Raw genomic sequence first — 23,014 nt, 5'->3', positions numbered from 1 at the left:
TTTCCACAAATCTGTCACACTTATAAGCTAACGGAGGCAAAAACTCGTGGGCCATAAGGTTATCTATCTTTTGTATCCGGCTTTTCAACTAAGCTACCTCCCGTGCGCTATTTATGTGTGATGTGCTTTAAGGCCGTAATCGATATTGGCGTTTAGGTTTCGTTTGATCCTTGAGGATACTCATCGGGTGGATCACCCCTTGGTCCAACGCCAGCCCATACAGAAAGGGTTTGAGCGTCGAGCCCGGTGAGCGCTGCGCCAATACGCCGTTGACTTGGCCGTGGAGGCTTGTGGATAAGTAATCCGCCGAGCCTACCTGGAATCGGACTTTCTACTGCAGGTGGTGGTGCCGGATTTGCGTGGGTATGAGCGGTTTGTCACTGGCAGTCTGCTGAAGCTGCCGGGCGTGAGAGATATCCGCAGCAACTTCGCGATCCAGACCGTAAAAACCCCAGGGGCTTTGCCGCTGGGGCATTTGCCGGGTTAATAAGGTTCTGAAACCAACACAAAACACATGTGTGGGCTTCAGAGGGCTTGAGGTCGGTGGCTCAGGTCCACCAGTAGCGCACGAGGTGGAAGAAAATCGGCGCCGCAAAACACACCGAATCCAGCCGATCCAACATGCCGCCGTGCCCTTCGATCATATGCCCCCAGTCCTTCACGCCCCGGTCGCGCTTGATCGCCGACATCACAATGCCGCCGGCAAACCCCAGCAGGTTGATCAACAGCGCAATCAGGAACGACTGCCAAGGATTGAACGGCGTGGTCCACCACAGTGCCGCACCGATCAGGGATGACAAGAGGATGCCGCCGACAAACCCTTCCACTGTTTTCGACGGTGACAAGTTAGGCGCGATCTTGTGTTTGCCGAACAGCTTGCCGCAGACGTACTGCAGCACGTCGGACAGTTGCACCACGATCACCAGGTAGGCGATCAACAACAGGTTGCGGCCTTCGTAGCCGGGGATATCGAGGGTGAGCAAGGCGGGCACGAAGGAGACGCAGAACACCGCGATCATCAGGCCCCATTGCACCTTCGACGCGCGTTCAAGGAAGTGCGTGCTGTCGCCGCCCAGCGAGGCGAGGATCGGCAGCAGCAGGAACACATACACCGGGATGAAGATCGAGAACAACCCATACCAGTCCGAGTAAATCAGCAGGTATTGCAGTGGCAACGCCAGGTAGAACGCGGCGACCAGCGCCGGGTAGTCGCTGCGGCGGGTGGGCGTGAGCGTGAGGAATTCGCGCAAGGCGTAGAACGATACGGCATAGAACAGCAGGATCACCGCGCCGGTGCCGAGCCAGAAGGCGACACCGATGACCACCACCATCACCCACCAGGCGTTGATGCGCGCGTTGAGGTTGTCGATCACCGCGTTCGGGTTGCCACGGGTACGCAGTTTGAGGATCAGGCCGATCAGCGAGGCGAGCACCAGGATCGCGCCGATGCCGCCGAACAACATCAGGGTTTGGCTATCCATCTCAGGAATGCTCCGGGGCAAGGGCGAGCAGAGCATCGCGTGTACGGGCGAGGAAGGCGACTTTGTCTTCGCCTTCTTCCAGTTGCAGCGGTGCGCCGAAGCTGGTGGTGCACAACAATGGCAGCGGCAATACGCGACCTTTGGGCATGACACGGTTGAGGTTGGCGATCCACACAGGAACCAGTTCGGCCTGTGGGTAACTTTTAGCCAGGTGGTACAGGCCGCTTTTGAACGGCAACAGGCCATCCTCAAGATTGCGCGTGCCTTCGGGGAAGATGATCAGCGAGTCGCCGCCTTCCAGCGCATTGAGCATGGGCTGTAATGGGTTATCCACAGGGTCTTTGCGTTCGCGGTCGATCAGCACGCCGTTGAACACGCGGTTGATGATGTAGCGACGCAAGGCGCTTTTATTCCAGTAATCGCTGCCGGCCACCGGGCGTGTGAATTTGCGCAGGTTCTGGGGCAACGAGGCCCACAGCAACACGAAGTCGCCGTGGCTGCTGTGGTTGGCGAAGTAGATGCGCTGCACCGGCACCGGCGCGCAACCGAGCCACAGGCTGCGGGCGCCAGTGACGGTGCGGGCCATGGAGGTAATCAGCGTGGCGACCATGGGTTCGAACATGAGGATTCCTTATCCGGCGAAAGGCAGCCAAGGGCTGGCGAGGATCACGGCCAGGGTCAGCAGCGCTTGCGCGCCGAGCAGCCAGGCTTGTTTGCGCAGCAGTTTGAGTGCGCCGCGACGGCGCTCGGTCCAGGGCCGGCCAGCGCGTTTGGGCGATTGCAGGCCGAGGGTTTGCAGGGCCTGGTCGAGGTCGGCGGTGCGCTCGATGTCGCGCGCCAGCAGGGCGAACAGGTCAGCGTCAAACGCCACACGCAGCGCCCAGTACTTTTGCAGCAGCCCGAGAATAATCATCCACAGGCTCAGTAGCAGGCAAATCGGCGAAATAATCGCCATCAACAGTTGAGCCAAGCCGAATAACACGCCGACCAGCGTCAGGCCTGTGGATAACTGATCCAGCGAACGGCCGCGACGCAGCAGGCTGGCGACGACCTGAAGTTCCATATCAACGGGCATGGGACAAACCCTCCAAGGCTTCTCGGTGAGCAGGGTGCAGGACCACGTCGGCCCGCGCTGTACGAATGATAGTCAGCGCATTCTCTACCGTCGCGGCGCGTCCGGTAGACAAAAGCCAGGCGGCGACGGCGGTTGCGCTGCGCGAATAGCCAAGGGCGCAGCACACCAGCAATGGGCCGCTGGCGCGCAAGCGTTCGATGGCGTGTGCGGCTTGCCGGCATTCGTCGGGTGTCGGTGCGACAAGGTCCAGCACTGGAATCGACTGATAGGCGCGTCCCTGTGGATTAATCGGCAATTCTGCGCAGAGATCGACGATGGCCTTGAAGGGCGCCTGCTCACATGTCGTAGGAATACGACCAAGCCAGACGTTATCCACAATGAGGTCGGGTTGTGGATGTTTGCGTGTCCACAGCCGTGAGTTGATCCAGGCAGCTGCCAGATAGGGCGCGTATAGCCAGCGCGCGGCAGGGGTTAGTTGGCCATCGGCGCGTTTCTGAAAGCCCGAAGCGCCCAGTACCAAGTAATTGGCTTTGACCAACGCGAGAGAAACCGCCGGCCAGAGTATCCACAGCCAGCCACCGCCCAGTACAACGGCAAGCATCGCCAACAGCAAAGCGCACACGCCGTAACGCACGCCTAACCGCCAGCGTTTGGGGGCGCGCGTCAGCCGGGCATTCAACAATGGACTCGGGTGTTCAATCGGCCACAACCACACGCAAATCCACCCCGCGAGGGCGCCTGTGGGTAAGTCGATAAAGTGATGTTGATAAGTGGTCAGTACCGAAATACCGATCAACGCGAACCAGCCATGCACCACCCACCGCCAGAACCCTTGAGTGTGGCGCTGGAACATGACCCACAGGATCACCAGCAGTGCGATATGCAGCGAGGGCGCCTGATTGAACGGCTTGTCGAACCCGGACAGCACCGCAAACAGCCAGCCGAATACGCCATCCAGTTCAGGCCGCTCGAAGGTGAAGCGCAACGGCCAGATCAGGAAGCTGCTCACGGCAATCACCTGCGCACTCAGCAGCCGCAACGCGTGTTGCTTCAACTCGTGGCGGGTCCTGGGCAGCAGGAGTGAGCACCCATACAGCAGGTCGATGGACCAGTAGGGCACGATGGTCCAGGCCCAAAACGGCATATGGGTTTCCCAGCCGAACACCAGCGTGCCGACGTCGTTGCGCTGGCTGGTGACCCAGGTGGCAAAGCCGTAGGTGCTGAAGAACAGCGGCGCCAACAGCAGCAGCCATAAAACCGCTGGTTTCAATAAACCGGGTTCGCGCATGCTCAGATCTTCTGCGCCAGTGACACGGTAAAGATGCCCCACTCATCCACACGCTGGGTGATCTTGCGAAAGCCCGCAGCCTCGACCAACTGATCCATTTCCGCCTGGCTGCGCCGACGCATGACCCAGGCCTGGCCCTGGCGATGACTGGTCAGCGCACGGGCAATCAGCTCCAACTGCGGGTGCCATGGTTGGCCGGTGTACACCAGGTAACCGCCGGGCTCCACGGCTTCGGCCAGGCCGGCCAGCGAACCGCCGACCATGCCGTTATCGGCAAACAATTCATACAGCCCGGACACCACTGCCAGCGTCGGCTTGGGATCCAGCGCGGCCAGGTCGAGGCGATCAAACGCATCGCCTTTGACGAACTGCGCGATATCCCCCAGGCCCTTCTCGCGAATCAAGGCGCCGCCGTCGCGCACGTTGATGTCGCTGTAGTCGCGCAGCAGGATCGACTCCGGCAGCGGCGACACGCCCTGCAAGGCTTCCAGGATGTAGCGACCATGACCGGCGGCAATATCCACAATGCGCACTTCGCGATCATCCGCGCGTAACTTGGCCATGGCCAGGCGCAGCAGTTCCTCGACGTTCAGCTTGCGCTGGCGAATGCCGCGCCAGCCGATGGAGTTGAGGTAATTGGTGTCGATCATCCGCCCCAGCCGACCTTTGCCGGTGGGTGTGTTGCGGTACACGTAGTCCAGGGTGCTGCCAGAGTCGAAGCCGGTGTCGAAACCCAGTTTCACCCCATCCGACAGGTTTTTGCCCAGGCCCATGCTGGCGCGGGTCATGCGCCAGTACAGGTCGCGCAAGGAGTTGCGCGGCAACGGCGCGGCAAGGGATTCGGACTCGGCGCAGGTGGCGCCGATTTTGTCGGCGTCGAGCAACGGGGCGCGGTCCAGCGGGTGTTCGAAGTTCTGCAGGATAAAGCGCTTGGCGCTGCTCACGGCGGTCGCGCGGTCGCGTTCGCCGAGGGTGTCGTGAAAGAAACCGGGAAGGATATGCAGCTCTTTTTTCAGGCTGCCTAGACGATCGAAAAATTGCTGCTGGGGTTTGCGGCGCACCACAAAGTCGGAGCCCGAGATCAGCAATTGGGTCGGCACCTGGATCGCTTGGGCATCGGCTACAACCCGGTCGGCCGCGTCGTACAGGCCGAGCAGCACATTCACCGAAATGGCCTTGGTGATCAGCGGGTCACTGTCGTAGGACACCACGCGTTCCGGGTCATGGCTGAGGAACTTGGCCTTGACGTAACTGTTGACGAAAAAGTTGCCACGGAACTTGCGCATCAGCGCCAGGCCCGGCCGGGCGAATGGTACGTAGAGCTTGACCTTGAACGCCGGGGAGGCAAGCACCAGGGCGCGGATCTTCGGTGCGTAATCGTGCACCCAGGTCGCGGCAATCACCGCGCCGACGCTTTGGGCGATGACGGCGAAGTTTTCTTCTTCGATGCCATAGGTGGCGCCAATGTGATCGCAGAACGTCTGCACATCGCGGGCGCTGGTGGCAAAGCTCGGGCTGTCACCGCGCGCGCCGGGCGAATGGCCGTGGCCACGGGCATCCCAGGCGAAAAAGTCGAATGCCGGCAGGTCCAGTTCATCCACCAGATGGGCGATGCGCCCCGAATGCTCGTGGCCGCGATGGAACAGCACGATCGCCTTGCGCGGCTCATCGCCAAACGCAGCGGTAGCCGGCCAGCGCCGGTAGAAAAGCTCGACGCCATCGTGGGTACTGAAGGTGTGCTCTTGCTGTTCGCGCATCGCAAAATCCTTATGCAGAAGGGGAAGTCGTTTCGTTAAGACCTTGGCGCACGCGGTTGACCAGGGTGTAGGCGAGCAGGGCGGCGACCAGCCACATCACCGCATCGACCCAACCCGCGCCCAGCCAGCCCAGCGCCACGCCGATGGCCAGCACACCCAATACAAACGCTCGATCGCTCTTGCCCATCGGCCCGTCATAGCGGCGCGATGCGCCCACCATCGGCCCAAGCACTCCGGCGTATTCGCTGAACACCGCCAGCAGCGCCACCAGCAACACAGGCGCCAGGCTTACGCCGGGGATCAACGCAAACGGCAGGATCAGCGCGCTGTCGGCGATCACGTCGCACAGTTCATTGAGGTAGGCGCCCAGGCGCGACTGCTGGCCGAATTCGCGGGCGAGCATACCGTCGATGGCATTGAGGGCCATGCGCAGGATCATCCACAGCGGGATCAGCGCAAACAGCCACAGGTGTTGGGCAAAGCTGGCGATCAACAGGCCGACCAGCAGCGAAATCACGCCGGCCAGGAGGGTGATCTGGTTGGCGGTGGTGCCGTTGTCGTAGAGGCGCTGCACCAGAGGGCGCAACAGGTTTTGAAAGCGCGGCTTGAGCTGATAGATCGAAATCATAAGGGGTAACGCTTCCTTGTCCATTGACCCGCGAAAAACTGGTCTGGAGTGTGCCGATTAATCGCAGCCTGCACCAGTGATGGCGCGTGTTTATGGGGGGTTAGTCACGATCTTGAACACAACGATGTCCCTGTGTGGCAGTTGGCAAGTCAGCTCCCACACAGCACCGCTTCCACAGGGGGGTTGGGGGGCACTGAAACTGCTGTTTTTCGAACAAAAATTTCACGCATCGTGTTATATCGTAACGAATTATGTACATTCAGGCGTTGAGTGGATGCAAGTGGATCTGGAAGCTGAAGGCGCTTCGGTGGAGGGCCTCCCGCGGTTTCAACAAGGGCTCTTCCATGCCCGTCGATTGCGCCAAGCCGGTATCAGCCTGACGGTGCTGGCCGTTGCCGGCTGGGTGCTGGCGCTGTTTGTCGCGCTGTTCGCGCCGCTGTCGATTTGGCCGGTGGTGTTGATCAATGGCACGTCGGCGTTGCTGCTGCTGGTGGCCGGTTTGCAATCGGCGTGGTGGGTGGCGGATTGGCGTGCCCAGGCGTTGGAAGCGCCTGCGGTTGAAGAACCGGTTGAAGACATCGGCCGGTACGCGCGCCTTGCGGAGCGTTTTGGCAAGCAGATCGGCGCGCCGGTGCTGTGGCTTGGCGGTTGGTCGTTGCTCGCGCTGGTCAGCATTCTTGAGTTCTGGAACCTGGCCTTGCCCGCCGCTCCCGTCGGTCAATCAGCAAGCGTCGGTGCGGCGCTGGCGCTGGCCTTGGCGTTTGGCCTGCTGGTGTTCGAACGTCGTCTGGCCCAGGAAACCGCTGTGCAGTGGCCGGAAGCCTCGCAACTGGCACAGTTAAGCCGAGTGGCGATTATTTGCCTGGTGATCAGTGCGATTTGCCTGCTGTTCGCAGGGGCGAATTCCGTCTGGCCCCTTAGGTTGGCCGTGTTGATCGGCCTGCTGCCGGCGCTGGTCTCGCTGGAGTTTCTTTTAAGAGCGGTGCTGTCACTGTTTAGCCCGCGTCAGCCACGCCTCGAACCCCGCCTGATGGCGCAGAGTTTTATCGCTGGGCTGCTGCGTTGGCCGCCGCAACCCTTGCTCGCGTTGCAGCACGAGTTGCACAACCGCTTCGGTATCGATTTGCGCCAGATCTGGGCGTTTACCTACATGCGTCGGGCGTTTCTGCCGGTGCTGTTGGTGGTGCTGGCGGTAGGCTTGGCGCTGACCGGCGTGCATGAAGTTCCGCTGCAAGGGCGTGGGATTTATGAGCGTTTTGGCAAACCGGTGCAGGTCTTCGGCCCTGGCCTGCATACAGGTTTGCCATGGCCGTTGGGCCGCGTAATAAGCGTGGAAAATGGTGTGGTGCATGAGCTGGCCACCAGCGTCAGTGACGCCGCCGCCCCGGAACTCTCCCCCGCCGAAGGCCCACCGCCGCTGATCGCCAACCGCTTGTGGGATGCCAGCCATGTAAATGACAAATCCCAAGTGATTGCCAGCAGCAGCGGCGACAAACAGAGCTTCCAGATCGTCAATATGGACGTGCGGTTTGTCTACCGCATCGGCCTCACCGACCAGGCCGCGCTTGCCGCCACCTATAACAGTGCGGATGTGCCGACCCTGATCCGCAGCACCGCCAGCCGCATCCTGGTGCATGACTTTGCCTCGCGCACCCTCGATGAACTGCTCAGCGAACAACGCACCAGCCTGGCCGACGAGATCGGCCGCGCGGTGCAGGCGGACCTGCAAAAGCTCGACAGCGGCGTGGAAATCCTCGCCACCGTGGTCGAGGCGATCCACCCGCCGGCCGGTGCCGCCAACGCCTATCACGGCGTGCAAGCCGCACAAATTGGCGCTCAAGCGTTGATCTCTCGCGAACGCGGCGCGGCCAGCGAACAAACCAACCAGGCCTTGCTCCAGGCCAGCACCGCGCGCGACCAAGCCCAGGCCACTGCACGCGAAGTGAATGCGGGCGCCCAAGCGGCCGACCTGCGTTTTATCGCCGAACAAAAGGCCTACGCCACGGCTGGTCAGGCCTTCGTGCTGGAACAGTATCTGGGCCAACTCAGCCAAGGCCTGGCTCACGCCAAGCTGCTGATTCTGGATCATCGCTTGGGCGCCGATGGCGCGCCGACGATCGATCTGCGTTCTTTTACCTTGCCGGCCGATCCCTCGGTGCCGCGTAAAGCCGTTCAATAAGGAGTCTGTCTGTTGAGCGCTCATTCTCACGATCATCATCACGGCCATCACCACCATCATCACGGTGACGAGCAAGCCGCCGGCCCATTCCCATGGCGGCGCATGGCCTGGGCGCTGTTGCTGGTGCTGTTTGCAGTCGCGGCCGCCAGCCTTGTGCAGGTGCGCTCCGGCGAGGCCACGGTGATTACCCGTTTCGGCAACCCATCGCGGGTGCTGCTGGAACCGGGCCTTGGCTGGCGCTGGCCGGCGCCGTTCGAAGCGGCGATCCCGGTGGACTTGCGCCTGCGCACCACCTCCAGCGGTTTGCAGGATGTGGGCACCCGTGATGGCCTGCGCATCATCGTGCAGGCCTATGTGGCGTGGCAGGTGCAGGGCGACGCGGAGAATGTGCAGCGCTTCATGCGCGCCGTGCAGAACCAGCCGGATGAAGCGGCGCGGCAGATCCGTACCTTTGTGGGGTCGGCACTGGAAACCACGGCGGCCAGTTTCGACTTGTCCAGCCTGATCAACACCGATGCCAGCCAGGTGCGCATCGCCGATTTCGAAGCGCAGTTGCGCCAGCAGATTGATCAACAATTACTCACCACTTACGGCGTGCGCGTGGCCCAAGTGGGGATCGAGCGGCTGACCTTGCCGTCGGTGACCCTCACCGCCACGGTCGACCGCATGCGCGCCGAGCGTGAAACCATCGCCACCGAACGCACCGCCGTGGGCAAGCGTGAGGCAGCGCAGATCCGTTCTGCCGCCGAGCGCGATGCGCGCATCCTCCAGGCCGACGCCACGGTGAAAGCCGCCGATATCGAAGCGCAATCGCGGGTCCAAGCAGCGCAGATCTATGGTCGCGCGTACGCCGGTAATCCCCAGTTGTATAACCTGCTGCGCTCGCTGGATACCTTGGGCACCGTGGTCACGCCGGGGACCAAGATCATCCTGCGCACCGATGCGGCGCCGTTCCGCGCCTTGGTGGACGGGCCGAAGGACGTTCAGCCATGACCGAGCGTGACAGCCCGGACAGCCCATGGATCCAGGCCGGGCGCCTGACCTTTCTGGCGCTGTACGCGGTGACCGTGTTGGCGGCGTTGGCCTGGGCGTTTTCCAATGTGCGCCAGATCGACCCGCAGAACCGCGCCGTGGTGCTGCACTTCGGCGCCCTTGACCGCATCCAGAATGCCGGGTTGTTGTTGGCGTGGCCGCAGCCGTTCGAGCAGGTGGTGCTATTGCCCGCAGCCGACCGAGTGATCGAGCGGCGTGTGGACAACTTGCTGCGTTCCGACGCGGCGACCCAGGCCGACCGCGTGGCCAGTTTTGCCACGCCGCTCAGTGATGCGCTGGCCGGCTCCGGCTACCTGCTGACCGGCGATGCCGGTGTGGTGCAGCTGGATGTGCGGGTGTTCTACAAAGTCACTGAACCTTACGCCTTTGTGTTGCAGGGCGACCATGTGCTGCCGGCGTTGGATCGACTGGTGACCCGCAGCGCCGTGGCCCTGACGGCAGCGCGTGACCTGGACACGATTTTGGTGGCGCGTCCTGAATTGATCGGCACCGACAACGGCGCTGCCGAACGCCGTGAGCGGTTGCGCGGCGATCTGGTGCAAGGCATCAATAAACGCCTCACGGAGTTGGCTTCCACAGGCTTGGGATTGGGCATCGCAGTGACCCGCGTCGATGTGCAATCGAGCCTGCCTGGCCCGGCAGTGAATGCCTTCAATGCCGTCCTCACCGCCAGTCAACAAGCCGATAAGGCCGTAGCCAACGCTCGCACCGAAGCTGAAAAACTCACCCAAAATGCAACCCAACAAGCTGATCGCCTGGTGCAAGTTGCCCACGCCCAGGCCAGCGAACGCCTGGCCAATGCTCAGGCGCAAACCGCAACCGTCGCCAGCCTGGCCCAGGTGAAAGACCCGGGCCTGTTGTTGCGCCTGTACCGTGAACGTCTGCCGAAGATTCTTGGCCAGGCCGGTTCCGTGACCACGGTCGATCCACAAGACGACTCCCGCTTGATCATCCAGGGAGCCGAACAATGAGCGCACCCATGCTGACCTCCGCCGAGCAGCGCAGTGCCGCCCGGCAATTGACCCTGGCCATGTTGGCCTTGGGCTTGCTGATACTGGGCCTGGTATGGCGCTGGCTGGCGCCGGACCAGACCGGTGTGAGCCAGTTGCTGCTGGGCGTGGCGTCCTTGCTGGTGGCCGTTCCCGTGATGCGTTCGGCCTGGTACAGCCTGCGCTTCCCCAGCCTGCATGGCATCACCGACCAACTGATCGCCCTGGCCATGCTCGGTGCTTGGGCTACGGGGGATCTGCTGACCGCCGCGCTGCTGCCGATCATCATGATTTTCGGCCACGTGCTGGAAGAACGCAGCGTGATCGGCTCACAGGAAGCGATCCATGCCCTCGGCAAACTCACCCGCAGCCATGCGCGGCGGGTGCAGGCTGACGGCAGCATTGTTGAAGTGGATAACGGCACGCTGAACACTGGCGATATCGTCGAAGTGCGCGCCGGTGATCGGGTGCCCGCCGATGGCGTGGTGCTGTCGGGCCAGGCGAGCCTGGACACGGCGCCGATTACCGGTGAGTCGGTACCGTTGGAAGCCAGCGCAGGGGTGCTGGTGTTTGGCGGCGCGATCAACCTCGACGGTTTGTTACGTATTGAGGTGACCCGCACCGGTAACGAATCCACCTTAGGCAAAGTCATCGCGCTGATGCAGAACGCCGAGCGTTCCAAGCCACCGATTACGCGGCTGCTGGAGCGCTATGCCGGCAGCTATATGGTGCTGGTGTTGTTGCTGGCGGCGGTGACCTGGTTTGTGACCAATGACGCCCAGGCGATGCTCGCCGTGCTGGTGGCGGCATGTCCCTGTGCGCTGGTGCTGTCGGCGCCGGCCACGGCGATTGCCGGCATTGCGGTGGCGGCGCGGCATGGGATTCTGATTCGCAGCTCGGCGTTTCTGGAGGAGTTGGCGGACCTGACTTCACTGGTGGTCGACAAGACCGGCACCCTGACCTTTGGCACCTTGCGTCTGCAATCCATCGAAACCACGGCGCCGGATCGGCAGGTGATGTTGAACCTGGCGGCCAGCCTGGGCTCGGCCAGCAGCCACCCGGTCAGCCGGGCGTTGGCGGGGTTGGCGACGCAGGAACAGATGCAAGTGTTGACGGACATTCGCGAACGCCAGGGGCTGGGCGTCGTGGCGCAAACCCAGCAGGGCGAAGCGGCCTTGGGCCGGCCAGAGTTATTCGAGCAACTGGGCATTGTCACTACGGCGGTACCGAACCACGATGGCCCGATCGCCGGGCTGGCGCTGAACGGGCAATTTCTCGCCTGGCTGCTGCTGGCCGACAGTGTCAAACCGGAAGCACGCCAAGCCCTGCAAGAGCTGCGCGAGCTCGGCCTCGGTCGGCAACTGCTGCTCACGGGCGATCGTCAAAGCGTGGCCGACAGCCTCGCGCTGGAGGTGGGCATCAGCGACGTCGAAGCCCAGGCCCTGCCGGAAGACAAGCTCAACCGCGTGCTAGGGGAAATCGGCAGCGGTTTTCGCCCGATGGTGGTGGGCGACGGTATCAATGATTCCCTGGCGCTCAAGGCCGGTGTGGTCGGCGTGGCCATGGGCGCGGGCGGCGCGGATATCGCCTTGGCGTCGGCGGACGTGGTGCTGATCGGCAGCGACCTGCGGCGTCTGGGTACTTGTGTGCGCTTGAGTCGCCAGTGCCGGCAGACGTTGCAGGTCAATGTGATCATCGGCTTGGGCTGGACCTTGGCCATCGTCGTGTTTGCGGCGTTCGGTTGGTTGGGTGCGGCGGGCGCGATGATTGCGGCGGTGCTGCATAACCTCAGCACCTTGCTGGTACTGGGCAATGCCGGGCGACTGTTGCGATTTCAGGAGCCACTGTTGAAGCTTGAGGAATAATGTTCAGAAATAGTTGAGAGGTGCTGTAACGCCGACGGGGGACCTCGCTCTAGTGGTGTGTCGAGACTGAACAATCCGTTCAGACCGACACCCACACTGACCCTTGAGGACTTCAAAATGAACATCAAAAATGCCGTTTCCGGTGCTGCCCTGGCTCTCGCTGCCGCCACTATGTTTGCCGGTGTCGCCACTCAGGCACAGGCCGCCGACGCTACTGTTCATTGCTACGGCGTAACTTCCTGCAAAGGCATGAACGACTGCAAAACCGCTGAAAATGCCTGCAAAGGGCAGGCTGTCTGCAAGGGTCACGGTTTCAAGGCCATGACCAAGGCAGCCTGTGACGCCGCTGGCGGCAAAGTCGGCGAGTAATCGCAGCCGAGTGCTACCGCAGCGGTTTACCGTCCGCTGCGGACACTCTCCCAGGAGTGTCTTATGCCTACCCCCCTTGCGAGCCTCGGTTACGGCCTGGGTTTACGCAGTGAGTACTACCCGCAGATCCTTGAACAATCGCCGCCCGTGGATTGGTTTGAAGTGATCTCCGAGAATTATCTGGTCCAGGGCGGTAAAGCCTTGTACTACCTGGATGCGATAGCCGAGCGCTATCCCCTGGTGATGCACGGCGTGTCCTTGTCCATCGGCGGGCCCCATGCCCTCGATACCGATTACCTGAAGCAAATCAAACAGCTCGCCGAGCGCATCCAGCCGGCATGGATTTCCGATCACCTGTGCTGGAGCCGCGGCAGCGCCCACCAGTTGCATGACCTGCTGCCGCTGCCTTACACCGAAGAAAGCCTCTACCACGTAGCTGCCCGCGTGCGCCAAGTGCAGGACGTGTTGCAACGCCCTCTGGTGCTAGAAAATGTCTCCAGTTATGTGCGCTCCAAGGCCGACGAATTCACCGAGTGGGAATTCCTCAACGCGTTGGCTCACTTGTCGGGGTGCCAGTTGTTGCTGGACGTCAACAATGTGTATGTCAGCTCGCGCAATCATGGCTTCGACGCTTGGACGTTTATTCGCAACCTGCCACCTGGGAGTATCCGCCAGCTGCACCTGGCGGGGCATATGGACTACGGCGACTACGTGGTCGACACCCATGACCATCCTGTGTGTGACCCGGTGTGGGCGCTTTATCAACAAACGCTTGAACACCTGGGGCCTGTGTCGACGCTACTGGAGCGCGACGACCATTTCCCACCCTTTGAAGAGCTGCTCATCGAATTGAGCAAGGCCCGTGAGTTGGGCGCTAAGGCCCTGGCCAGGAGGCATTTATGCGCCTGACCGATTGGCAGTTGGCCTTCGAACAGCACCTGTTAGCCGACACACCGAACGCCAGCAGTGGCTTCGCCGCGACCTTGATGGGCGGGCCGACGCTGGATGTAGAGACGGGCCTGGCGATTTACCACAACGCCTATATCGCGCGGCTGCAGGAAGTTTTGCGGCATGATTTCCGCGCTATCCATTATTGGTTGGGCGATGATGAATTCGCCTCGCTGACCCAGGCCTATGTGCGCCGTTACCCATCGGCCCATTACAGCCTGCGCTGGCTGGGTCAGCGTTTCCCGGCGTTTATCCTTGAGCATTTGGTGGCGGAGCAAAGTGCGCCGCTGGCGGAACTGGCGCGGTTGGAGTGGGCGTTTACCCTGGCCTTTGATGCACCGCAGGGCGAACGGCTGACGCTGAACGATATGGCGTTGTTGCCACCTGAAGAATGGCCGGTGCTGCAGATCACGCTGGCGCCATCGGTGCAGCAGGTGCTGTGTCATTTCAATAGCGTAGCGATCTGGCGCGCCAGCAAGGACGAGTCGGATTTCCCCGACAGCCAGCCGTTGAGCCCGCCACAGATCTGCCTGGTGTGGCGCCATCAGAATATTTGCCATTACCGTAGCTTGGAACCCGAAGAAGCCTGTGCCTTGGCGGGAATGGCGACCACTGGCTGGAACTTCGCCGAACTGTGCGCAGCGTTGGCAGTCAGTTACGCAGAGGGTGCACCGTTGCAGGCCATCACGTGGCTTAAACAATGGGTTCAGGACGGCTTGCTCGAGCGCCGGGCCTTATAGGCGAGCGCTATCAAATCGATAGCCTCCTACTTTGTCTTCGGATGGTCTACCCTCAAGCCAGACGTCTGAAACACGGGGGGACTACTCATGCTCGCGCAACTTCCACCGGCCTTACAGAATCTTCAGCTACCGCTGCGTCTGCGACTCTGGGATGGCCATGAATTCAACTTGGGCCCCGAGCCCAGCGTGACCATCGTGGTGAAGGACCCCGCGGTTGTCAGCCAATTGACCCATCCCACGCTCAACTCATTGGGCGAAGCCTTTATCGAAGGCAAGCTGGAGCTGGAAGGCTCTATTGGCGAAGTGATCCGGGTGTGTGATGAACTGAGTCACGCGCTGGTGCACGACGATGAACCCCGTCCGGTGCGCTCGATTCACGATAAGGCCACTGACGCAGCCGCTATTTCCTACCATTACGACCTGTCCAACGCGTTCTACCAGCTTTGGCTGGACCAGGACATGGCGTACTCCTGCGGGTATTTCGAAACCGGCAGCGAATCCATCGACCAGGCTCAACAAGACAAATTTCGCCACTTGTGCCGCAAATTGCGGTTGCAGGCCGGCGAGTACTTGCTGGACGTCGGTTGTGGCTGGGGCGGCCTGGCGCGTTTTGCCGCGCGGGAGTTCGGGGTCAAGGTGTTCGGCATCTCCTTGAGTAAAGAGCAGTTGGCACTGGCCCGCGAGCGGGTGAAAGCCGAGGGCCTGGACGATCAGGTGGACCTGCAACTGCTCGACTACCGCGACCTGCCGCAAGACGGTCGTTTCGACAAGGTGGTCAGCGTGGGCATGTTTGAACACGTCGGCCACGCCAATCTGGCGGAGTACTGCAAGACGTTGTACGGCGCCGTGCGTGAAGGCGGCCTGGTGATGAACCACGGCATTACCGCCAAGCACACCGACGGTCGCCCTGTGGGCCGCGGCGCGGGGGAGTTTATCGAGCGTTATGTGTTCCCCAACGGCGAACTGCCGCACCTGGCGATGATGACCGCCGAAATCAGTGAAGTCGGGCTGGAAGTGGTCGACGTCGAAAGCCTGCGCCTGCACTACGCCCGCACGCTGGACCATTGGAGCGAGCGCCTGGAAGACAACTTGGAGGCAGCGGCGAAAAGGGTGCCGGAGCAAGTGCTGCGCATTTGGCGGTTGTACCTGGCGGGTTGCGCGTATGCGTTTGCGCGAGGCTGGATCAACCTGCACCAGATTCTGGCGGTGAAACCCCATGCTGATGGCAGTCACGAACTGCCGTGGACGCGGGAAGATGTCTATCGCTGATCTACCGGGACGTTAGCGATCCAAATGTGTTGGCCTTTAGAGGATGGGTGAGATCAGCCGCGCGACCCGCATGCCCAGTTGTTGAAGACGGCGTGTCTCGCGGCTTTCTTCCTGGCTGACCTCATGGGCCAGCGCGAAATCGTCCAGCAGCATGTGCTCGACTTGTTTAGCGAACGCTTCGTCGACCGTCAGCAGCATCACTTCGAAATTTAGCCGGAACGAGCGGTTGTCCATGTTGGCGCTGCCGATGGCGCTGATTTCGCTGTCCACCAGCACCACCTTCTGATGCAGAAAACCTGGCGTGTAGCGGAATACGCGCACCCCGGCGCGCACGGCTTCGAACGCATAAAGGCTGGACGCGGCGTAAACGATGCGGTGATCGGGCCGTGACGGCAGCAACAGGCGCACATCTACACCACGCAGAACCGCCAAGCGCAGGGCGGCGAATACCGCCTCATCGGGCACAAAGTACGGGCTGGTGATCCACACGCGTTGGGTGGCTGCATGAATGGCTTCTACGAAAAACAGTGAGCAGGTTTCGTAAGGGTCGGCGGGGCCGCTGGCGAGCAATTGGCAAAGCACGCCATCCTCGGGGTAGGCGTCCGGCAGAATCAATGGCGGAAGTTCCCGCGCGGCCCAGAACCAGTCTTCGGCAAACGACTCCTGCAAGCACGCCACCACCGGGCCGGTGACCTGCACATGCGTATCGCGCCACGGCGCCAGCGGCGGTTTTTTGCCCAGGTACTCATCGCCGACGTTATGCCCGCCGATAAACCCGGTGATGCCGTCCACCACCACGATCTTGCGATGGTTACGGAAGTTGACTTGGAAGCGGTTGAGCCAGCCGCTGCGCGTAGCGAATGCTTTGATATGCACGCCGGCTTCACGCAGTGAATGCACATAGCGATGAGGCAGGGCGTGGCTGCCGATACGGTCGTACAGCACGTAAATGGCTACGCCTTGAGCGGCTTTTTCCTTCAACAAGATGTGCAATTGGCGGCCCAGTTCGTCGTCATGAATAATGAAAAACTGGAACAGCACGGCGGTTTTCGCGCTTCGGATGGCTTCAAAAATCGCGCTGAAGGTCGCGTCGCCGTTCACCAGCAGACGTACCTCATTGTTGGCCAGGCACGGCATGCGGCCCAGCTTGGGCATGGCGCGCAGCGAGGCGTAGGCGCTGGAGTGACGCGCAGCAAGGGCCTCCTCGACCCACGGGCGCCAGTTCAGTGCGGTGATTGCCTTGTGCATTTCCTGGTTGGCCTGGCGACGCGCCTGGATGTAAGCATCGAACGTGCTGCGACCAAAGATCAGGTAGGGGATCAGCGTGAGGTAAGGCATGAACATCAGCGACAAGGCCCAGGCGATTGAGCCTTGGGCGGTCCTGACGGTCAGCACCGCATGAATCGCGGCGAGGGTCCCGAGAAAGTGCAGCGTGGCAATGAAGTAGGCAAGCAGGTGCGGGCCAAAGAAATCCATGGACGACGGTACTCCAGGCAATCCAGTGCCTAACAGACCATGTCTGGTCACGAATGTCGCTATTTTATTTGCCGTGCAACACTGACGCTTTTGCGGCGTCTAACGCCCACAATTGCCCAGGAGTTACCCGATGAATGCTCGTCTGCTAGGTTTGGCCATGGTTGTTGGTTTGTCGCTGCCCGTGGCAGCGCAGGCGCAGATGCTGGCGCCGGGCTTGTGGGAATTGACCACCAGCAATATGAAAGTCGATAACCAGGACCTGCCGGACTTGTCGCTGATCCTCGGTCAACTCAAGCAACAGATGACCCCCGAACAGCGTGCCATGCTCGAAAAACAAGGCATCAACATGGCCGGCAAAGGTGTGCAGGTGTGCCTTACACCGGCACAGGTCGCCTCCGATTCCATCCCCCTGACCGACCCGCAATCGGGCTGCAAACAGGAAGTGACCGACAAGACCGGCAACCAGTGGAAATTCCGCTTCAGTTGCCCGAAAGCCCAGGGCACGGGCGTGGCGACGTTCCAGAGCCAGAAGGAATTCACCACCACCGTCAACGGCACCTTCAACGCCACTGGGATCCAGCAGAAGGGCAGCCTGGACAGCCATGCCCAGTGGTTGGGTAACGATTGCGGTACAGTCAAGCCTCGCGCTTAACGCAGAAAATGCAGGGGTAAACCCTGACAGCTATCGACCACTTGGCCGTTGTGCCAGGCCAGGTGGCCGGATACCAGGGTGGTGCTGACGCTGTGGCGAAAGCTGCGTTCGGCGAAGGGCGTCCAACCGCAGCGGGCCAGGATCGGCTGGCTGCTGACGGGCTTTCCCTCGGGCTCGGGTTTGATCAGTACCAGGTCGGCCCAATAGCCTTCGCGTAAATAACCCCGGTCCGGGATGGCAAACAGGTCGGCGACGCGGTGGCTGGTCTTCGCTACCAGGGTGGTGATGGGCAGCAGCCCGTCCGCCACCAACTCCAGTAATGCCGGCAACGCGTGCTGCACCAACGGCAGCCCTGACGGCGCTTCGCGATACCCCATCTGTTTTTGCGCCCAGGTATGCGGCGCGTGGTCGCTGCCGATCACATCCAGCCGGTTGCTCAACAAGGCCAAGCGCAAGGCATCGCGGTCGGCGCGGGTCTTGATCGCCGGGTTGCATTTGATCTGGTGGCCGAGGCGGTGATAGTCGCGGTCATCGAACAGCAGGTGATGCAGGCAGACTTCGGCGGTGATGCGTTTTTCGGCCAGAGGCTTGTCTTCGAATAGCGCCAACTCGCGGGCGCTGGTCAGATGCAATACGTGCAGGCGGGTGCCATAACGCTTGGCCAGTTCCACCGCAAAAGATGAGGAACGATAGCACGCCTCGGCATCGCGGATCAGCGGGTGCGCCACGGCTGGGATGTGCTCGCCGAAGCGTTCGTGCAGGCGCAGTTCGTTGGCCTGGATGCTCGGCGTGTGCTCGCAATGGGCCAACAGAATGGTCGGCACTTCGGCGAACAGGCGTTCCAGGATGCGTGGATCGTCCACCAACATGTTGCCGGTCGAGGCGCCCATGAACACTTTGACCCCGGCCACCTCCCGCGGGTCGAGCGCGGCGACGGTGTCGAGGTTGTCGTTGCTCACGCCGAAGTGAAAGCCATAGTTGGCCACCGAGTGCAGTGCGGCGCGGCGTTTTTTATCGGCCAGGGCTTCCAGGTTCAGGGTGGCCGGATGGGTGTTGGGCATGTCCATGAAGCTGGTGATGCCACCGGCCACCGCGGCGCGGGATTCACTGTAGAAACTGCCTTTGTCCGGTGCCCCGGGGTCGCGAAAGTGCACTTGGTCATCAATCATGCCGGGCAGCAGCCATTGGCCTTGTGCGTCGATGGCCACGGTCGCGTTGCAGCCTTCGATGCTGCTGGCGATCTTCTCGATGCGACCATTGGCAACCCATACATCGGCGTCGAATGCCTGGCCTTCATTCACCAGGCGGGCGTTGCGGATCAGCAGGCGGCTCATGGTTCAGAACTCGTTTTGCAGGGCTTTGTAGCCGCGCACCAGATCGACATTGGTGCGTGCCACGTCTTCGGAGAACTCCGAGGCACTGACGCTCACCGGCGGGAATTGCGACAGGTCGGTATTGGGTCCGATGCGGGTGGTGGAGGGCACGTAGAACGCGGCGGGCAAGTCGCGCCCGTCGACCACCGAGTTGTGGCGCACCACGCAGCCGTCACCCAAGGCGCAGTTGAACAGCACGCTGTTGAAACCGATGAACACGCGGTCGCCAACGCTGCACGGGCCGTGGACGATGGAGCGGTGGGCGATGGAAGTAAATTCTCCGATCGTCACCGCCGCGCCGGACTTGGAATGGATGACCACGCCGTCCTGGATGTTGGAGTTGGCACCGATGGTGATCGGGTCCATGGTGCCGCTGGCGTCGACTTCGTCGGCACGGATCACGGCGTAGGGGCCGACGAAGACGTTCTCGCCAATGATGACTTTGCCGCAGATGATCGCAGTTTTGTCGACGTAGGCGGATTCGGCAATCACGGGCAGATCGCCCGACGGGTTCTTGCGGATCATGGCTTGCCCAACGCGGCGCACAGGGTGTTGAGGTTGTATTCGAACAGTCCTGTGAAGGTGCTGGCCGGGCCTTCCGCGGCGAGGGCGTCGGAGTACAACGTGCCGCCGATCTGCGCGCCGCTTTCATCAGCGATCTGCTTGAGCAGGCGCGAATCCTTGATGTTTTCCATGAACACGGCTTTGACTTTGTCTTTGCGGATCTGAGTGATCAGCGCAGCCACTTCGGCAGCGGACGGCTCACGTTCGGTGGACAGGCCTTGGGGGGCGAGGAACTCGATACCGTAAGCCTGGCCCAGGTAACCGAAGGCGTCGTGGGAGGTGACGATGCGGCGGTTGCCGGGTGGCAGCGCGCCGAACTTGGTCTTGGCCTCGGCGAGCAGGCGGTGGATTTCTTTCAGGTAGGTTTGGCTGTTGCGCTGATAGTCGGCCTTGTTGACGGGGTCGGCAGCGATCAGCGCCTTGGTGATGTTGTTCACGTAGATTTCGGCATTGGCCAGGTTATGCCAGGCGTGTGGGTCGGGAATGGTTTCGCCGTCTTCATCCATGGTGTGGGAGATCACGCCTTTGCTGGCAGTGACCACGGTGGCTTTGGTTTCGGTGCTGGTTACCAGGCGGTCCAGCCAAGGCTCGAAGCCGAGGCCGTTCTTGATGATGACTCTGGCCTTGAGCAGCGCTTTGGCATCGTCCGGCGTTGGCTCGTAGGTATGGGCGTCGGCGTCGGGGCCGACCATATTGCTGATCTGGATGTGATCGCCACCGATCTGGTGAGTGATGTCATCGAGGATGCTGAAGCTGGTGACCACCTGAAGCTTGTCTGCGGCCTGAGCCGTCGATAAGGACAAGACGAGACTGAACAGCACGAGTAGAGCGCGCATCGGGAAACACCTCATTGGGATGACAGCAAGGGCGGGCGGCGCAGCAAGCCGTGCACCGGACCGAAGACAACGGACAGCAGATACCCTGCACCCGCCACCAGCACGATGGCCGGGCCGCTGGGTAACGAGTAGTAGAACGACAGCAACAAACCCAGCCACACCGACACGCATCCCAGCACTGCCGATACTGCGATCAACACGGGCAGGCGCCGGCTCCAGAAACGTGAAGCGATGGCCGGCAACATCATCAGGCCCACCACCATCAAGGCGCCGATGGCCTGGAAGCCGATCACGAGGTTCAGCACCACCAGGGTCAGGAACAGCCCGTGAGCCAGTGGGCCGAGGCGACTGACGGTTTGCAGGAACAGTGGGTCGAGGGTGTCCAGCAGCAGCGGCTTATAGATCACAGCCATGGCGATCAGGCTGAAACCCGTGACCCAGAGCATGCCAGTGAGGGTGGTTTGGTCCACGGCCAAGGCGGAGCCGAACAGCAGGTGCAGCAGGTCCAGGCGCTTGCCGGCGATGCCGAGGATCAGCACGCCGGTGGCCAGCGAGATGGGGTAGATGGCAGCGAGGCTGGCGTCTTCGCGCAGGCCTGTGCGACGTGTGATCCAGGCGGACAGGCCAGCCATGCTAAGGCCTGCACCGAGGCCACCGATGGTCAAGGCGGGCAGGCTGAGCCCGGCAAACCAGAAACCCAGCGCGGCGCCGGGCAGAATGCCGTGGGCGACGGCGTCACCGATCAGGCTCATGCGCCGCAGGATCAAAAACACGCCCAACGGTGCGGTGCTGCAGGCGAGTACCAGGCCGCCAATCAAGGCGCGACGCATGAAGACGAAGTCGACGAAGGGCATCCACAGGTGGGCGGCGAAATGCATCAGGCCACCTGCATCTGAGGTTGCGGGCGGATCAGCTCTTTGCTCGGGCCAAACACGCAGCCGGTGCTTTTGATTTGCACCACTTGCTGGGTGTGCTGGCGCACGGACGCAAGGTCATGGCAGACGACGATCAGCGTGCGGCCTTGCGCTTGCCAGGCGTGGATGTGTTTCCAGCACAGCGCCTGGCCTTCTTCGTCGAGGGCGGCGTGAGGCTCGTCGAGCAACAACACGGGCGATTCGGCCAGGCTCATACGGGCGAGCAGGGCGCGCTGCAATTCGCCCCCGGACAAGGCCATCAACGGGCGGTGCTCCAGGCCGCTGAGGCACCAGTCTTGCAATACCGCCTCAAGGCGCTGGCTACGTTGTGGCGGGGAGAGTTGAGTGCCCCAGAAACCGGCGGCGACCAATTCTTGAAGGCTGATGGGGAATTGGCGGTCGAGTTGTTGCTGCTGGGGCAGGAACGACAGGCCGCCACGGCGTGGAACGTCCACGCTGACTTTGCCCGCCAGAGGTTTTTGCAGGCCGGCGATGACCTTGAGCAGGCTGCTTTTACCGGTGCCGTTGGCCCCGATGATGCCGGTCAGGCTGCCTTTTTCCAGGGTGAGGTTTATGGCGGGTGTCAGCGGTTGGCCTGGGGCGCCCCAGCGCAAAGCGGTGCAGGTGATCATGCAGGGTTTCTCGTCCAGCGGCTTTCAGCCACGGCATCGTGCGCGTGCAGGCTTTCGGCGTGGATCACTTTCAGGTGGAAGGCTTTGACGGCATCCGAGCGTTTCAAGGCGAGGTTCACGCGGCGGGCGGCGTCTTCGCAGAACATCAGGTTCTGCCCATTGGCCAGGGCGAAGGCTTGTTCGTCCGCACGTTTTACAGCGGTTTGTACGGCGGTGCCGAGGGCGGCTTCGACCTTATCGATTAACTCTGTAATAGGTAATTGCTCGCCTTGCAGTTGGACATGCAATTGCGCATTGCTGCGCTGACTGTGGGGCGTGGCGACGATGCCGTTGGCGCTGCCGAGCCAGCTCAACACGTCGTCGTGCCGCAACGGGGTGTTGCCAAAGTCTTCGACAAATTGCTGCTGAATCAATTGCCTGGCGAGGGCAGCAGAGCAGGGGCAGGTTGAGGAATAAATAACGTCAATTTTTAGTTCCACGTGGAACATCTGGTTTTCAAGACGCGCTTCGATACTGATCGGGTAGCGCTTCCATCCGGCCAAGGGGCTGACCAAGGCGGCGCGTTTCAGCAGCAAATCCGTGTGGATACGCAGGTAGGCGTTCTTAGATAAACCTTCATGACTGTCGAGAAACCGCTGCAGTACATTACGCAGATGTGCGGGCGTAAGGGACTGCTGGTCGAGCATTTCCAGCGCCAGGTACAGGCGTGACATATGAATGCCACGGGCGCTGCCATCGTCCAGGCTCACGCCAGCGTCGGCGGTGGCCGTCAGGTGCTGGCCGTTGATCAGGATCGGCAACGCGATGCCGCACATGCCCACCCAATCGAGTGGCAAGGCTTGGCGTGAAGCCTGCGCGGCGATATCCGGCAGAGTCAGCGCATTCATGAGCAGGTCCATCGTTGGAAATAAAAAAGACATGTTATA

22 protein-coding genes and 2 pseudogenes are annotated in these 23,014 nt (G+C 61.6%); 10 read left to right on the top strand and 14 right to left on the bottom strand.

What is annotated here, in order from left to right; all coding sequences use genetic code 11:
* Window positions 1–127: 127 nt before the first annotated feature.
* A pseudogene (locus tag AACY44_RS06600) lies at window positions 128–328 on the bottom strand (penicillin-binding transpeptidase domain-containing protein); the annotation flags it as partial.
* On the opposite strand from AACY44_RS06600, the pseudogene AACY44_RS06595 reads away from it, so the two are divergent.
* Window positions 320–487, top strand: a pseudogene (locus AACY44_RS06595) (Lrp/AsnC ligand binding domain-containing protein); the annotation flags it as partial. The pseudogenes AACY44_RS06600 and AACY44_RS06595 overlap by 9 nt on opposite strands.
* A 61-nt stretch (window positions 488–548) precedes the next feature.
* Here the strand turns inward: AACY44_RS06595 and AACY44_RS06590 are convergent.
* Genes AACY44_RS06590 through AACY44_RS06565 form a run of 6 tightly spaced genes read right to left on the bottom strand, consistent with a single transcriptional unit; the run spans window position 549 to window position 6,229 of the window.
* Complete coding sequence (locus tag AACY44_RS06590) at window positions 549–1,481, bottom strand: phosphatidate cytidylyltransferase (protein ID WP_065910146.1); 933 nt, start codon at window positions 1,479–1,481, stop codon at window positions 549–551.
* Window position 1,482: 1 nt separating this feature from the next.
* The gene (locus AACY44_RS06585) at window positions 1,483–2,103 is read right to left on the bottom strand and encodes a lysophospholipid acyltransferase family protein (protein WP_339418578.1); all 621 of its coding nucleotides are present in this window, start codon (window positions 2,101–2,103) and stop codon (window positions 1,483–1,485) included.
* A gap of 9 nt (window positions 2,104–2,112) precedes the next feature.
* The gene (locus AACY44_RS06580) at window positions 2,113–2,556 is read right to left on the bottom strand and encodes a hypothetical protein (RefSeq protein WP_339418579.1); all 444 of its coding nucleotides are present in this window, start codon (window positions 2,554–2,556) and stop codon (window positions 2,113–2,115) included.
* Window positions 2,546–3,844 (bottom strand): phosphatase PAP2/dual specificity phosphatase family protein, encoded by a 1,299-nt coding sequence (locus tag AACY44_RS06575; RefSeq protein ID WP_339529955.1) that lies wholly within the window; start codon window positions 3,842–3,844, stop codon window positions 2,546–2,548. The genes AACY44_RS06580 and AACY44_RS06575 overlap by 11 nt, the downstream gene beginning before the upstream one ends.
* A gap of 2 nt (window positions 3,845–3,846) precedes the next feature.
* Window positions 3,847–5,601: a bifunctional alpha/beta hydrolase/class I SAM-dependent methyltransferase gene (locus AACY44_RS06570; protein WP_339436616.1), complete on the bottom strand. Its 1,755-nt coding sequence runs from the start codon at window positions 5,599–5,601 to the stop codon at window positions 3,847–3,849.
* Window positions 5,602–5,611: 10 nt separating this feature from the next.
* Window positions 5,612–6,229: a CDP-alcohol phosphatidyltransferase family protein gene (locus tag AACY44_RS06565; protein ID WP_339427716.1), complete on the bottom strand. Its 618-nt coding sequence runs from the start codon at window positions 6,227–6,229 to the stop codon at window positions 5,612–5,614.
* 274 nt (window positions 6,230–6,503) lie between these two features.
* On the opposite strand from AACY44_RS06565, the gene hflK (AACY44_RS06560) reads away from it, so the two are divergent.
* From hflK (AACY44_RS06560) to cfaB, 8 genes are all read left to right on the top strand, one after another.
* Complete coding sequence (gene hflK, locus AACY44_RS06560; RefSeq protein ID WP_339529953.1) at window positions 6,504–8,408, top strand: protease modulator HflK; 1,905 nt, start codon at window positions 6,504–6,506, stop codon at window positions 8,406–8,408.
* Between the two features lie 12 nt (window positions 8,409–8,420).
* Window positions 8,421–9,401 carry a protease modulator HflC gene (gene hflC, locus AACY44_RS06555; protein WP_339418585.1) on the top strand — a complete coding sequence of 327 codons (981 nt, stop codon included), beginning with the start codon at window positions 8,421–8,423 and terminating at the stop codon, window positions 9,399–9,401.
* Window positions 9,398–10,432, top strand: coding sequence for a protease modulator HflK (gene hflK, locus AACY44_RS06550; RefSeq protein ID WP_339418587.1), 1,035 nt, complete (start codon window positions 9,398–9,400; stop codon window positions 10,430–10,432). The genes hflC and hflK (AACY44_RS06550) overlap by 4 nt, the downstream gene beginning before the upstream one ends.
* Window positions 10,429–12,315, top strand: a complete 1,887-nt coding sequence (locus AACY44_RS06545) for a cation-translocating P-type ATPase (RefSeq protein ID WP_339427713.1) — start codon at window positions 10,429–10,431, stop codon at window positions 12,313–12,315. The genes hflK (AACY44_RS06550) and AACY44_RS06545 overlap by 4 nt, the downstream gene beginning before the upstream one ends.
* Window positions 12,316–12,432: 117 nt before the next feature.
* Window positions 12,433–12,684, top strand: coding sequence for a BufA2 family periplasmic bufferin-type metallophore (gene bufA2, locus AACY44_RS06540; RefSeq protein WP_339418590.1), 252 nt, complete (start codon window positions 12,433–12,435; stop codon window positions 12,682–12,684).
* Window positions 12,685–12,747: 63 nt separating this feature from the next.
* Window positions 12,748–13,593 (top strand): MNIO family bufferin maturase, encoded by an 846-nt coding sequence (gene bufB / locus AACY44_RS06535; RefSeq protein ID WP_339418592.1) that lies wholly within the window; start codon window positions 12,748–12,750, stop codon window positions 13,591–13,593.
* A complete protein-coding gene (locus AACY44_RS06530; RefSeq protein ID WP_339418594.1) occupies window positions 13,584–14,372 on the top strand; it encodes a DNA-binding domain-containing protein in 789 nt (262 codons plus the stop codon). The genes bufB and AACY44_RS06530 overlap by 10 nt, the downstream gene beginning before the upstream one ends.
* Window positions 14,373–14,459: 87 nt before the next feature.
* The gene (gene cfaB, locus AACY44_RS06525; RefSeq protein WP_339418595.1) at window positions 14,460–15,641 is read left to right on the top strand and encodes a C17 cyclopropane fatty acid synthase CfaB; all 1,182 of its coding nucleotides are present in this window, start codon (window positions 14,460–14,462) and stop codon (window positions 15,639–15,641) included.
* A gap of 36 nt (window positions 15,642–15,677) precedes the next feature.
* Here cfaB and cls read toward each other — a convergent pair whose 3' ends face one another.
* Complete coding sequence (cls, locus tag AACY44_RS06520) at window positions 15,678–17,117, bottom strand: cardiolipin synthase (protein ID WP_339418596.1); 1,440 nt, start codon at window positions 17,115–17,117, stop codon at window positions 15,678–15,680.
* Window positions 17,118–17,247: 130 nt separating this feature from the next.
* Here cls and AACY44_RS06515 point away from each other — a divergent pair, with 130 nt between their 5' ends.
* Window positions 17,248–17,769, top strand: coding sequence for a DUF3617 domain-containing protein (locus AACY44_RS06515; RefSeq protein ID WP_339418598.1), 522 nt, complete (start codon window positions 17,248–17,250; stop codon window positions 17,767–17,769).
* Here AACY44_RS06515 and AACY44_RS06510 read toward each other — a convergent pair.
* Genes AACY44_RS06510 through folE2 form a run of 6 tightly spaced genes read right to left on the bottom strand, consistent with a single transcriptional unit; the run spans window position 17,766 to window position 22,975 of the window.
* A complete protein-coding gene (locus AACY44_RS06510; RefSeq protein ID WP_339418600.1) occupies window positions 17,766–19,103 on the bottom strand; it encodes a dihydroorotase in 1,338 nt (445 codons plus the stop codon). The two genes, AACY44_RS06515 and AACY44_RS06510, sit on opposite strands and share 4 nt — an antisense overlap.
* A gap of 3 nt (window positions 19,104–19,106) precedes the next feature.
* Entirely contained in the window at window positions 19,107–19,667 is a 561-nt protein-coding gene (locus AACY44_RS06505) for a gamma carbonic anhydrase family protein (protein ID WP_339418602.1), read from the bottom strand.
* On the bottom strand, window positions 19,664–20,542 hold the full coding sequence (locus AACY44_RS06500; RefSeq protein WP_339418603.1) for a metal ABC transporter substrate-binding protein: 879 nt from the start codon (window positions 20,540–20,542) through the stop codon (window positions 19,664–19,666). Before AACY44_RS06500 ends, AACY44_RS06505 begins: the two co-directional genes overlap by 4 nt.
* An 11-nt stretch (window positions 20,543–20,553) precedes the next feature.
* Complete coding sequence (locus AACY44_RS06495; RefSeq protein WP_339418604.1) at window positions 20,554–21,420, bottom strand: metal ABC transporter permease; 867 nt, start codon at window positions 21,418–21,420, stop codon at window positions 20,554–20,556.
* The gene (locus AACY44_RS06490; RefSeq protein WP_339418606.1) at window positions 21,420–22,088 is read right to left on the bottom strand and encodes a metal ABC transporter ATP-binding protein; all 669 of its coding nucleotides are present in this window, start codon (window positions 22,086–22,088) and stop codon (window positions 21,420–21,422) included. The genes AACY44_RS06495 and AACY44_RS06490 overlap by 1 nt, the downstream gene beginning before the upstream one ends.
* Window positions 22,085–22,975 (bottom strand): GTP cyclohydrolase FolE2, encoded by an 891-nt coding sequence (gene folE2 / locus AACY44_RS06485; protein ID WP_339418608.1) that lies wholly within the window; start codon window positions 22,973–22,975, stop codon window positions 22,085–22,087. Before folE2 ends, AACY44_RS06490 begins: the two co-directional genes overlap by 4 nt.
* Between the last annotated feature and the right edge of the window lie 39 nt (window positions 22,976–23,014).

The sequence above is a fragment of the Pseudomonas sp. RA_15y_Pfl1_P11 genome, assembly GCF_963970975.1.
Lineage (GTDB): Bacteria > Pseudomonadota > Gammaproteobacteria > Pseudomonadales > Pseudomonadaceae > Aquipseudomonas > Aquipseudomonas tritici.
Note: the sequence above shows the minus strand (reverse complement) of the source record. Positions and strands in the feature narration are given on the sequence as shown.

Excerpts from the sequence above, each read along its gene's own strand:
- AACY44_RS06505 (WP_339418602.1), bottom strand. The coding sequence starts at position 19,667 with ATGATCCGCAAGAACCCGTCGGGCGATCTGCCCGTGATTGCCGAATCC.
- hflK (WP_339418587.1), top strand. The coding sequence starts at position 9,398 with ATGACCGAGCGTGACAGCCCGGACAGCCCATGGATCCAGGCCGGGCGC.
- cls (WP_339418596.1), bottom strand. The coding sequence starts at position 17,117 with ATGGATTTCTTTGGCCCGCACCTGCTTGCCTACTTCATTGCCACGCTG.
- bufA2 (WP_339418590.1), top strand. The coding sequence starts at position 12,433 with ATGAACATCAAAAATGCCGTTTCCGGTGCTGCCCTGGCTCTCGCTGCC.
- hflK (WP_339529953.1), top strand. The coding sequence starts at position 6,504 with ATGCAAGTGGATCTGGAAGCTGAAGGCGCTTCGGTGGAGGGCCTCCCG.
- AACY44_RS06515 (WP_339418598.1), top strand. The coding sequence starts at position 17,248 with ATGAATGCTCGTCTGCTAGGTTTGGCCATGGTTGTTGGTTTGTCGCTG.
- AACY44_RS06590 (WP_065910146.1), bottom strand. The coding sequence starts at position 1,481 with ATGGATAGCCAAACCCTGATGTTGTTCGGCGGCATCGGCGCGATCCTG.
- AACY44_RS06490 (WP_339418606.1), bottom strand. The coding sequence starts at position 22,088 with ATGATCACCTGCACCGCTTTGCGCTGGGGCGCCCCAGGCCAACCGCTG.
- AACY44_RS06570 (WP_339436616.1), bottom strand. The coding sequence starts at position 5,601 with ATGCGCGAACAGCAAGAGCACACCTTCAGTACCCACGATGGCGTCGAG.
- AACY44_RS06565 (WP_339427716.1), bottom strand. The coding sequence starts at position 6,229 with ATGATTTCGATCTATCAGCTCAAGCCGCGCTTTCAAAACCTGTTGCGC.
- AACY44_RS06510 (WP_339418600.1), bottom strand. The coding sequence starts at position 19,103 with ATGAGCCGCCTGCTGATCCGCAACGCCCGCCTGGTGAATGAAGGCCAG.
- folE2 (WP_339418608.1), bottom strand. The coding sequence starts at position 22,975 with ATGAATGCGCTGACTCTGCCGGATATCGCCGCGCAGGCTTCACGCCAA.
- AACY44_RS06500 (WP_339418603.1), bottom strand. The coding sequence starts at position 20,542 with ATGCGCGCTCTACTCGTGCTGTTCAGTCTCGTCTTGTCCTTATCGACG.
- cfaB (WP_339418595.1), top strand. The coding sequence starts at position 14,460 with ATGCTCGCGCAACTTCCACCGGCCTTACAGAATCTTCAGCTACCGCTG.
- AACY44_RS06495 (WP_339418604.1), bottom strand. The coding sequence starts at position 21,420 with ATGCATTTCGCCGCCCACCTGTGGATGCCCTTCGTCGACTTCGTCTTC.
- AACY44_RS06575 (WP_339529955.1), bottom strand. The coding sequence starts at position 3,844 with ATGCGCGAACCCGGTTTATTGAAACCAGCGGTTTTATGGCTGCTGCTG.
- AACY44_RS06545 (WP_339427713.1), top strand. The coding sequence starts at position 10,429 with ATGAGCGCACCCATGCTGACCTCCGCCGAGCAGCGCAGTGCCGCCCGG.
- AACY44_RS06530 (WP_339418594.1), top strand. The coding sequence starts at position 13,584 with ATGCGCCTGACCGATTGGCAGTTGGCCTTCGAACAGCACCTGTTAGCC.
- bufB (WP_339418592.1), top strand. The coding sequence starts at position 12,748 with ATGCCTACCCCCCTTGCGAGCCTCGGTTACGGCCTGGGTTTACGCAGT.
- AACY44_RS06580 (WP_339418579.1), bottom strand. The coding sequence starts at position 2,556 with ATGCCCGTTGATATGGAACTTCAGGTCGTCGCCAGCCTGCTGCGTCGC.
- AACY44_RS06585 (WP_339418578.1), bottom strand. The coding sequence starts at position 2,103 with ATGTTCGAACCCATGGTCGCCACGCTGATTACCTCCATGGCCCGCACC.